This is a genomic window from Streptomyces tateyamensis (assembly GCF_003205575.1).
In the GTDB taxonomy this organism is placed as follows: Bacteria; Actinomycetota; Actinomycetes; order Streptomycetales; family Streptomycetaceae; genus Kitasatospora; species Kitasatospora tateyamensis.
Genome location: NZ_PYBW01000127.1, coordinates 22,330 through 31,692 on the forward strand (window position 1 = coordinate 22,330; position 9,363 = coordinate 31,692).

A 9,363-nucleotide genomic window follows, 5' to 3' on the forward strand; every position below is an offset into this window, starting at 1 on the left:
AAGCGTCGAACGCCCACCCGTATCCTGACCTACCAGCAGGGACCTCAGGGAGGCGGATCAGACTCCACCCGCTCCCGGGCCGGCCCTCGCACCATCCCCGACGCAGCCTTCCCCGCCACGAACCGGACGATCCCCATGACAGTGCTTCCCGTGCAGAACGCCGATGTACCGCCGCAGGACCGCTCCGCCGGTCCGGGTGCCGAAGAAACGCCCGAGTTGGGCGAAAGCCTCCTCAGGTATGCCGAACTGGGCGGATTCACGCTGGCGGTGGAGACCCACGCCTGGTACGCCGCCGCCTCCACCGTGACCGGCGCCGAGGACGCCCGGTCCGCCTCCACCGTGCTCGCCGAGGTGCGCGGCTGCGACCTGTCGCTGCTGCGCGAGGCCGCCGAACGCCTGGCCGAGGAGGCGGCGCTGCGCGAACCCGCCTCGGTGGCCGAGGTGCTGACCCTGATCGGCCTGCTGCGCCGGGTCCGCGAGACCGCCACCACGCTGCGTTCGGGTGCGTACGAGGCGGACCTGGACGCGCTGGCCGCCGCCACCGCGAACGGGAGTTGGCGGCGCGAGCGCGGCCTGAAGCTCTCCTGGGGCCGGCGTCGCAAGCTGCGCGCGGAGGCCCGCCGCCTCGCCGTGGCCGACCGTCCGCGCCGCGACGCGCTGCACGCCGCCCTGGTCGCCGCGGCCGCGGAGCGCGCCGAGTGGCAGGAGCTGGCACCGGCCTCCGGCACGGTGGCCCGCCCCGTGGACCCCGAACTGCTCGACGTCACCGGCCAGTCGGCCGAGGCGCTGACCGGCGGCCTGCGCGAGCTGAGCAAGCTGGTCGGGCGCGAACTGATGGTGCTGAGCTACGAGGAGCTGGCCGACCTGGTCGCGGCGCTGGCCGCGGACGAGGGAACCCTTTACCGGCTGCCCGAACTGCGCGCGCTCCGGACCGAGCTGGAGGCGGCCGGGCTGGACGAGCTGCTCGCCGAGCTGGCCGAGGCCAAGGCCGACCGCGCCGCTGCGCAGGCCGCGTACGCGGAGCTGCTGCGCAAGCAGGCCGAGACGGCGGAGGCGGCGGCCGAGGAGTCCGAGGCCGCCGAGGCTGCCGACGAGGTTGACGCGGCTGCGGAGACCGAGGAGCCCGGCGAGGACGAGGTGGCCGAGGACGAGGCGAAGGCCGTGCTGGCCGAGCCCGCGATCGTGATCCCGGCGCCGGCTCGTGAGCCGGAGCTGGAGACGCTGCCGCAGGTCGAGGTCGAGGTCGAGGTCGAGGTCGCCGCGGAGACGGAGGTCGAGGTCGCCGCGGAGACGGAGGTCGAGGTCGCTGCCGAGGCAGAGGTCGAGATCCAGGTCGTTGCCGAGGCGGCCGCCGAGGACGAGGTCGTTGCTGAGCTTGCGGCTGACGCCGAGGCAGAGACCGAGCTCGAGGCCGAGGCCGCACCCGAGCCGGAGGCCGAGGCTGGGGCCGAGACCCATGTTGAGGCGGCTGCCGCGGCTGACGTCGAGGCAGATGCGCAGCCCGCTGCCGTCGAGGCTGACGCTGAGTCGGTGACCGAGGCTGAGGCCGAGGCCGAGGCTGACGTCGAGCCGGCTGCCGAGGTCGAGCCGGTCGCGGACGTCGAGCCCGAGCCGGAGCCCGTTGCCGAGCTTGCGGTCGAGGCCGAGCCGGTCGCGGAGGAGGCGGCGCCCGTCGCCGTAGAGCCCGAGGTCGCCCCCGAGCCCGAGCCCGTCGCCGAGGTGGCGCCCCCGGTCGTGGACGTGGCCGCCGAGCCCACCGCCCCCGCCGGCAAGCCCGACCTCGCCCCCGGGCGCCCCATCACCGCCTACTCGGCCGAAGACCTGGTCGCCCTGGTCCGCTGGCTGGACACCGACGGCACCGACCGCAGCGAGGACGAGCTGCTCCGCGCCGCCATGAAGGAGCTCGGCTTCGCCCGCCTGGGCCCCCGCATCAAGGAGGCCCTGGGCACCGCGGTCACCAGCGCCCGCGCCTGACGCGCGCCGCACACCGCCACCCCGCACCAACGACCGGGCCCGGTCGGAGCACCTGCTCCGACCGGGCCCGGCCCGTCTCCCCCCGCCGTCAACACCGAGCGGCGCTCAGCAGCTCAGCAGCTCAGCAGCTCCGGCGTCTGGTTCAGCAGCTGGGCCCGCATCGAGGTGAACTCGCGGTACTCCGGGCCCGCTTCCGCGCCGGCCGGGAAGACCCCGACCCGGTGGCAGTTCATGAAGGCCAGCTTGACCCCGAAGTGCCGCTCCAGCGAGCCCCGGATCGAGTCGCTGGCCATCGCCCGGAGCAGCTGCCCGCGCTCCGCGTCGGTCGGCGGCTCGACCGTGTTGTGGGCGAACGGTGCCGCACCGTCGGCGAGTTCGGTGGTCAGCCGCTCCACCGTCCGGTACGCGAAGGGCAGCGAGTCGCGCACGGTGGCGACGAAGTCGGCCTCGGCGACCTCGCCGGCCTGGGCCTGGGCCAGCAGCTCGGGGGAGACGGTCAGGGACATGGGGACCACGCTCACTCTCGGATCAGGAAGAGCCAAAGTGCAAATGAAAGCCATTTCCACTAAGCCTGATCCTGGATCACCTCCTGACACCCTGTCAAACGACACGCCCCCGCGCGCCCGCCGCCCCCGAAAACCCAGCGGCCCCCGCCGAGAACTCGACGGGGGCCACCGCTACCTGGTGCCGCCTACCCGAGCGGCACCGTCGTCAGCGAGCTCGGCGTCGTCCCCTTCAGCGCGCCGGTCATCGTGTCGCGCCAGATCGGCCCGGCCAGCGTGCCGCCGAAGGCCTGGCCCACCACCTCGCCGCCGATGCTCTGCCCGTCCAGCGACTTCGGGCTGTCGGTGTCGCTCACCACGGTCGCGGCGGACAGCTCGTTCGTGTACCCGACGAACCAGACCTGCTTGCTGTCGTTGGTGGTACCGGTCTTGCCCGCGCTGTCCCGGTCGCTCAGGCCGGCCGGCGAACCCGTGCCGTCCTGCACCACGCCCTTGAGCATGGTGGTGAGCTGGTCCGCGGTGTCCGAGGACATCACCTGGCTGCACTTGCCGGTCGGCACGGTGATCGGCTTGCCGTCGGGGCCGGTGACGCTGTCGATCGCGGTCGGCGTGCAGTAGCTGCCGTGCGCGGCGAAGGTCGCGTAGACGTTGGCCATCTCCAGCGGGGTGAGCGTGTTGGTGCCCAGCGCCATCGCGGGGGTGACGGCCAGCGGGCCGCCGCCGGCCAGCTGGGTGATGCCCAGCTTGTTGGCCATCTGCGCCACGCTGCACAGGCCCACGTCACCCTCCAGCGAGGCGAAGTAGGTGTTCACCGACTGGGCCATCGCGGCGGGCATCGCGAACGGGCCGACCAGCGACTTGGCGTCGTTGTGCACCTCGTCCTTGGACGGGTACCGGTTGCCCGAGCAGTCCTTCATGGCGGGCCAGAGCATGCTGTACGGCGAGGCGTAGGTCTGCGAGGCGGGGATGCCGCCCTCCAGCGCCGCCGCCGCAACGATCGGCTTGAAGGTCGAGCCGGTCGGGAAGCCGACGCCGCCGCCCATCGACTTCTCGACGTTGTAGTTGATCTGGGTCTGGTTGGTGCCCACGCCGTACGGGCGGCTCTGGCCCATCGCGATGATCTTGCCGGTGCCGGGCTGCACCACGGTGGTCGCGGTGGCCGCCTTGTCGGAGGCGTACACGTGGCTGGTGACCGACTTCTGCAGCGCGGCCTGCGCCTTCGGGTCCAGGGTGGTGTGGATCTGCAGTCCGCCGCGCTGCCACAGCGCCTGCCGGGCCTGGGCGGAGTTGCCGAAGGCCGGGTTGTTGAGGACCTCGTTCTTCACGTAGTCACAGAAGAACCCCTCGCCCTGCTGGGCGGTGATGCAGCCCTTCTGCGCCTTGCTGACGTTGAGTCCGAGATCGGTCTTGATCGCGTCGTCGGCCTGCTGCCGGCTGATCGTGCCGTACTCGGCCATCTTGCGCAGCACGGTGTCCCGGCGCTCCTTGGCGGCCTTCGGGTTGACCACCGGGTCGTAGCCGCTGGGCGACTGCACCAGGCCGGCCAGCAGCGCGGCCTGCGGCAGTGTGAGGTCGGCGGCGTGGGTGGAGAAGTAGCGCTGGGCGGCGGCCTCGACGCCGTAGGCCTGCTCACCGAAGAAGGTGATGTTGAGGTAGTTGGTGAGGATCTGGTCCTTGCTCAGGGTCTCCTCGACCTTGATCGCGTACTTCATCTCCTTGAGCTTGCGCCCGACCGTCTGTGCCTGGGCCGCCTGCACCGCGGCCGGGTCGTCGCCGGCCTCCTCGACGAAGACGTTCTTCACGTACTGCTGGGTCAGCGTGGAGGCGCCCTGGGTGCCGCCGCCGCCCGCGTTGTTGCTGATCGCCCGGAGCACGCCCTTCACGTCGATCGCACCGTGGTCGTAGAACCGGTTGTCCTCGATGTCCACCAGGGCGGACTTCACCAGCGGGGATATCTGGTCGCTGGTGACCACGGTGCGGTCGCGGTCCCAGACGGTGGCGATCACGCCGCCGCTCGCGTCGTAGATCGTGGAGGACTGGGAGAGCGGCGGTGTGGTGAAATCGTCCGGCAGGTTCTGGAAGTCCTCCACCGCGCTCTTGGCGGTCAGGCCCATGCCGCCGACGGCCGGCACCGCGACCCCCGCCGTCAGCACACCGGCCGCCGTGCTGATGCCGAGGAACCTGACCGTGAGCTTGCTGTTCCGGACAAACTTGCCCATCTGCGACGAAGACATGCCTGGCACTCTATGCACGAAAGATGAGTAAATCGGACCAAAAGGGGGGCGTCGTCCGTCACAGGCCTGCGACAATGTGCGTCCACGGATCGTCTTGAGGTGGGACGGCGATGACCCAGACCCTGGCTCCGACCGCCCCGGAACTGCCCGGCCCGCTGGCGGCCCTGGCGCCGTTCCTGGAGCACTACGGCTACCTCGCGGTGGCCGTACTGGTGCTGCTGGACAACGCGGCGCTGCCGGTGCCGGGGCAGACGGTGCTGATCCTGGCGGCGGTCTACGCGGGGGCCGGCCGGCTCTCGCTCGCGGGGGTGGTCGCGGTGGCAGTGGTCGCGGCGTTCCTGGGGGACTGCCTGGGCTACCTGCTGGGCCGCTCCGGCGGGCGGGCACTGGTGCACCGCTGGGGCCGCTACGTCGGGCTGACCGGCGCGCGGCTGGAACGGGCCGAGGGCTTCTTCACCCGCAACGGCGGCAAGGTGGTGCTGGGCGCCCGGTTCATCGACGGGCTGCGCCAGACCAACGGGATCATCGCCGGGATCACCGGCATGGCCTGGCGCCGGTTCCTGCTGTGGAACGCGCTCGGAGCGGTGGCCTGGGTCGGGGTGTGGAGCACGGTCGGCTACCTGGCCGGGGGCAACCTGGACTCGATCTACCGGCAGGCGCTGCGCTACCAGCTCTACCTGCTGTGCGCGGCGCTGCTGCTGGCGGCCGTGCTCGTGTTGCGGGCGGTGCTGCGCAGGCGCCGCCGCCCCTGAGCGGAGCGGCGGCGCCTGCGGGTCGTCCGGGGCTCAGGGGAGCAGGCGCTCCACGGCCGCCGCGCCGTCCCGCTCCAGGGTCTGCCGGGCGCGCTCGATCAGCTCGGGGGTCGGGGTGCGGCCGGAGGCCATCACCAGATCCTCCGGGTCCACCGGGTGCTCGGCCCCGGTGTGCAGCAGGTGGTCGGGAGTGGGCGACTCGTTGTCGATGGGCTCGGACATGGGAAGCCTCCGTCGGTCGGATGGACCCTGCACTCCGAGTGTGGATCCGAACCGTCCGTGAGCGCACCTGGGCGCGCCGATCGCGTTAAATCCGTTTGGCCGTGTGGGCGCGCCTACCGGCCGAGCGGTGCATACGCTGCGAACATGACCAGCCACGAAGTGACGTCCCGGGTCGGGGCACGTTCCCGGGAGCAGGTTGAGGACGCGCTGGCGCGTCTGGAGTACCTCGGTGAGCCGCCGTTCGAGCACTCGCCGGCCCGCAGCGGATCGCTGGACGGCTACCGGTGGGCACTGGGCCACGGCCGGCTCGCCCCGGTGACCGGCAGCCCCGCCACCTCGCCGGAGGGGCCATGTCCGGCCCAGCTGGCCGCCGAGCAGCAGGCCGCCCAGGTCCGCCACCTGGACCTGCGCACCGATCCCGAGCAGCGCGAGCACGCCCGCGGCGTGCACGACGCGCTGGCCTGGGTCTGCGGCCGCAGCGACGTGCAGCCCTAACCCACCCGGGGATCCAGGCCCAGCGACCGGTTCAGGAAGGCCAGCGAGTGCTCCAGCAGCCGCTGGCCGACCGGTGAGTGGGTGGTGCCGCTGAGCGGCAGCACCTCGTGCGGGCGGCCCGCGGCCAGCAGGGCGGCGGACAGCCGCAGGGTGTGGGCCGGGAAGACGTTGTCGTCGGCCAGGCCGTGCACCAGCAGCAGCGGCCGGCGCAGTTTCGGCGCGTCGAGCAGTAGTGAGGCGGCGTCGTACCGCTCGGGGTACTGGTCGGGGTGGCCGAGGAAGCGCTCGCGCCAGTGCGTGTCGTAGAGCCGCTGGTCGGTCACCGGAGCGCCGGCCACCGCCGCGTGGAAGACCTCGGGGCGGCGCAGCACGGCCGCCGCCGCGAGGGTCCCGCTGTAGGACCAGCCGCGCATCGCCACCCGGGACAGGTCCAGCTCCGGGTGGCGCTCGGCCATCGCGTGCAGGGCCGCCACCTGGTCGTCCAGCGCCGGGCCGAGCACGTCGCCGGCCACCTCGCGCTCCCAGCGCGGCCCGCGCCCGGGCACCCCGGCGCCGTCCACCACCAGGACCGCGAAGCCCTGCTCGGCGAACCACTGGGAGACCAGGCCGAAGCCACTCTGCGCGTTCACCACCTTGCGCATCGCCGGGCCCGCGTACGGGTCGAGCAGCACCGGCAGCGGGCCGCCGCCGGGCCGGTACCAGGACGGCAGGTGGAGCACGGTGGGCAGCTCGCGCGGGCCGGCCGTGGTGAGCCGGCGGTGCTGGGCCAGCACCGCCGGCTCAGCGAGCGAGCTGACGGGCAGTTCGGGCCGGCCGTCCCGGTGCACGGTGACCCGGGTGCCGGGGTGGTCGGGGGAGAGCGAGCTGCGGACCAGGGTGCCGGCCCGGCGCACGCCGGTGTGCACGCCGGGGGCCTCGGTCAGGCGGCGCACGCCGTGCTCGGGGTGGTGGGTGAACAGGTGGGTCTCGGTGGGCTGCTCGGCGGCGGCGAACAGCACCTCCTCGCCGTCCACCCCGAGCACCTCGTGCAGTTGCAGGCCCGGCGCGGTGACCGGGGTGCCGGCCACCGTCAGGTGCCGGGTGTCGCCCAGGTCGGCGAAGCCGAGCAGCGCGCCGCCCGCGTTGCGGTCGGGCAGCCCGGGCACCAGCTGCACCCAGTGCTCGTCGCGCTGCTCGTGCAGCACGGCGGTGGCCCCGTCGGCCGGGTCCACGGCCAGCAGCAGCACGGTCCGCTGGTCGCGGCTCTGCACCGCCGCGTACGGGCCGTGCGCGTCCCAGCCGGCGGCGGTCAGGTACTCGAAGCCGGCCCGGTCCCAGCGGACCTCGGTGCGCCGCCCGTCCAGCTCGGCCAGCCAGAGGGTGACCTCGGCGTTGGCGGTGCCGACCGGGGGGTAGCGGACGGCGCGCGGGCGGCGGGCCGGGTCGGCGGGGTCGGCGATGTGCCAGCGCGTCACCTGCGACTCGTCGACCCGGGTCACCAGCAGGCGCTCGCCGTCGGGGGACCACCAGTAGCCGCGGTGACGGCCCATCGACTCGGCGGCGACGTGTTCGGGGCGGCCGAACGAGGTGTCGGGGGCGTCCGGCGCGGCCACCGGCCGGTCGGCGGTGCCGTCCGCCTCGATCACCCGCAGCTCGTCGCCGCTCAGGTAGGCGATCCGGCGGCCGGTCGGGTCCGGTCTGGGGTCCAGCGCCGGGGTGCGGGCGGGCAGCCGGCGGGCGGCGCCGGTGCGGGTGTCCACCGTCCACAGCCGGCCGGAGAGGGTGAAGACGGCCAGCGCCGCGGCGGCGTCGGTCTGGTAGCCGACCAGGCCGGCGCCGAGCTGGCGGGTCCGCTCGCGGCGGGTCCGCTCCGCCTCGGAGAGCTGCTCGGCCGCGCCGCCCAGCAGCACGACCGGGTCGACCAGCAGGTGCTCGGCGCCGGTGGACACGTCGAGCGACCAGAGGCAGGCCACCGGGTCGGCCCCGCCGCGGCTGCGCAGGAAGAGCACCGTGCTGCCGTCGGGGGTGACGGTGAACCGGGTCGGCAGGCCGAGGGTGAAGCGACGGGTGCGGGCGAGCTGCTGGGGGAGATCGGTAGTGGACACTCTGATTCTCTATCACCTGTCGGCCGGTCACCTCGAAGCCGGGGGCTCGGCAGTCGGGGCCTCGGCTGCCGGGACCGCAGTGGTCAGGGGGCTCAGGCGGGCAGGCCGTGGGCGGCGGCCAGCTTGGCCAGTGTGCGGTCCAGGGCGGTGCGCTCCGGCTCGTCCAGCTCGGCGGTGAACTCCGCGTCCAGTTCGTGGGCGGCGCCCGCGCAGCGGTCCAGCAGGGCCTGGCCCTGCTGGGTCAGGGTGAGCTGCTGGCGGCGGCGGTCGCCGGGGTCGCGAAGCCGGCGCACCGCGCCCAGCAGTTCGAGCCGGTCCGCCACGGTGACCACCAGGCTCGGGGCCACGCCCATGGCCTTGGCCGCCTCCAGCTGGGAGAGTGGACCGCCGGCGCGCAGCAGGGTGAGCAGCCCGACGTCCTTGGGCTTGAGCCCCAGGGCGGCGATCCGCGCGGTGAACCGGGCGGTGGCCACGGCACCGAGGGTGCCGAGCCGGAAGCTGGTGCTGCTCGGCAGCGGGCTGACGCTGTTCATGCGGGGGACGGTAGCACTCGGCAACCGTTCTGACCGTGAACGGTCCCGTCGGGCTGCCCGGAGAACTCCGGATGGCGGCCAGGTGACGGGCGTTCAGCGGAAACGGGTTGCCAATAAGCCCATCCGGGGTGCGGTGGGCGCGCGCTGGGGCCACGCTGGGGCTATGGGCGGAGTCGAGCGGCCACAGTGGGTGACCGGAGCCGTTTCCGTCCAGCACCCTGGAGTCCTCACCCTGGAGCTGACCGATGACCTCGGACCTGACCTCCCACCAGCTCACCGCCGCCCGCGCGGCGATCCCGATCGACTACCACCCGATCGAGGGCCCGACCCAGCAGCTGCTGGTCAGCGGCGAGCAGCTGCACGCCAACGCCTGCCTGTACTGCGGCACCGAGCAGCAGCTGCACACCGCGGGGCACGCCTACACCCACAGCAGCGGCCTGGCCTGGGTGGTGGTGGCCTGCGCCGCCCACCTGGCCCTCGGCCGGGCCGAGGTGCGGGCCGCCGCGCTGCCGGTGGAGGCGGTGGAGCCGCCGCTGGGCTGACGGCGCGTTGACGGGGCTCGGCCC

Annotated in this window: 9 protein-coding genes; 4 read left to right on the forward strand and 5 right to left on the reverse strand. The window is 73.6% G+C overall.

Translation table 11 applies throughout. The features are described 5' to 3' along the window. The first annotated feature begins 135 nt into the window (after nucleotides 1–135). The gene (locus C7C46_RS34450; protein ID WP_146259232.1) at nucleotides 136–1,974 is read left to right on the forward strand and encodes a hypothetical protein; all 1,839 of its coding nucleotides are present in this window, start codon (nucleotides 136–138) and stop codon (nucleotides 1,972–1,974) included. Between the two features lie 113 nt (nucleotides 1,975–2,087). Here the strand turns inward: C7C46_RS34450 and C7C46_RS27920 are convergent, their stop codons facing one another. Then, nucleotides 2,088–2,480, reverse strand: coding sequence for an SCO5389 family protein (locus tag C7C46_RS27920; protein ID WP_110672705.1), 393 nt, complete (start codon nucleotides 2,478–2,480; stop codon nucleotides 2,088–2,090). A gap of 185 nt (nucleotides 2,481–2,665) precedes the next feature. Continuing rightward, nucleotides 2,666–4,711 carry a transglycosylase domain-containing protein gene (locus C7C46_RS27925; RefSeq protein ID WP_110672706.1) on the reverse strand — a complete coding sequence of 682 codons (2,046 nt, stop codon included), beginning with the start codon at nucleotides 4,709–4,711 and terminating at the stop codon, nucleotides 2,666–2,668. Between the two features lie 110 nt (nucleotides 4,712–4,821). On the opposite strand from C7C46_RS27925, the gene C7C46_RS27930 reads away from it, so the two are divergent. Next, nucleotides 4,822–5,463, forward strand: a complete 642-nt coding sequence (locus C7C46_RS27930) for a DedA family protein (RefSeq protein ID WP_110672707.1) — start codon at nucleotides 4,822–4,824, stop codon at nucleotides 5,461–5,463. Between the two features lie 33 nt (nucleotides 5,464–5,496). Here C7C46_RS27930 and C7C46_RS27935 read toward each other — a convergent pair whose 3' ends face one another. Continuing rightward, nucleotides 5,497–5,685 carry a hypothetical protein gene (locus C7C46_RS27935; RefSeq protein ID WP_110672708.1) on the reverse strand — a complete coding sequence of 63 codons (189 nt, stop codon included), beginning with the start codon at nucleotides 5,683–5,685 and terminating at the stop codon, nucleotides 5,497–5,499. 144 nt (nucleotides 5,686–5,829) lie between these two features. Here C7C46_RS27935 and C7C46_RS27940 point away from each other — a divergent pair, with 144 nt between their 5' ends. Beyond that, entirely contained in the window at nucleotides 5,830–6,180 is a 351-nt protein-coding gene (locus C7C46_RS27940) for a hypothetical protein (protein ID WP_110672709.1), read from the forward strand. Here the strand turns inward: C7C46_RS27940 and C7C46_RS27945 are convergent. Together C7C46_RS27945 and C7C46_RS27950 are read right to left on the reverse strand one after the other, a co-directional pair. Then, nucleotides 6,177–8,264, reverse strand: a complete 2,088-nt coding sequence (locus C7C46_RS27945; RefSeq protein WP_110672710.1) for a S9 family peptidase — start codon at nucleotides 8,262–8,264, stop codon at nucleotides 6,177–6,179. The two genes, C7C46_RS27940 and C7C46_RS27945, sit on opposite strands and share 4 nt — an antisense overlap. A 92-nt stretch (nucleotides 8,265–8,356) precedes the next feature. Further along, nucleotides 8,357–8,797, reverse strand: coding sequence for a MarR family winged helix-turn-helix transcriptional regulator (locus C7C46_RS27950; RefSeq protein WP_110672711.1), 441 nt, complete (start codon nucleotides 8,795–8,797; stop codon nucleotides 8,357–8,359). A 245-nt stretch (nucleotides 8,798–9,042) separates the two neighbouring features. Between C7C46_RS27950 and C7C46_RS27955 the strand changes: the two genes are divergently transcribed. After that, nucleotides 9,043–9,339, forward strand: a complete 297-nt coding sequence (locus C7C46_RS27955; protein ID WP_110672712.1) for a hypothetical protein — start codon at nucleotides 9,043–9,045, stop codon at nucleotides 9,337–9,339. Nucleotides 9,340–9,363: the final 24 nt, after the last annotated feature.

Bases quoted from the DNA above. Each gene is read 5' to 3' on its own strand.
- C7C46_RS34450 (WP_146259232.1), top strand. From the start codon at position 136: ATGACAGTGCTTCCCGTGCAGAACGCCGATGTACCGCCGCAGGACCGC.
- C7C46_RS27920 (WP_110672705.1), bottom strand. From the start codon at position 2,480: ATGTCCCTGACCGTCTCCCCCGAGCTGCTGGCCCAGGCCCAGGCCGGC.
- C7C46_RS27925 (WP_110672706.1), bottom strand. From the start codon at position 4,711: ATGTCTTCGTCGCAGATGGGCAAGTTTGTCCGGAACAGCAAGCTCACG.
- C7C46_RS27930 (WP_110672707.1), top strand. From the start codon at position 4,822: ATGACCCAGACCCTGGCTCCGACCGCCCCGGAACTGCCCGGCCCGCTG.
- C7C46_RS27935 (WP_110672708.1), bottom strand. From the start codon at position 5,685: ATGTCCGAGCCCATCGACAACGAGTCGCCCACTCCCGACCACCTGCTG.
- C7C46_RS27940 (WP_110672709.1), top strand. From the start codon at position 5,830: ATGACCAGCCACGAAGTGACGTCCCGGGTCGGGGCACGTTCCCGGGAG.
- C7C46_RS27950 (WP_110672711.1), bottom strand. From the start codon at position 8,797: ATGAACAGCGTCAGCCCGCTGCCGAGCAGCACCAGCTTCCGGCTCGGC.
- C7C46_RS27955 (WP_110672712.1), top strand. From the start codon at position 9,043: ATGACCTCGGACCTGACCTCCCACCAGCTCACCGCCGCCCGCGCGGCG.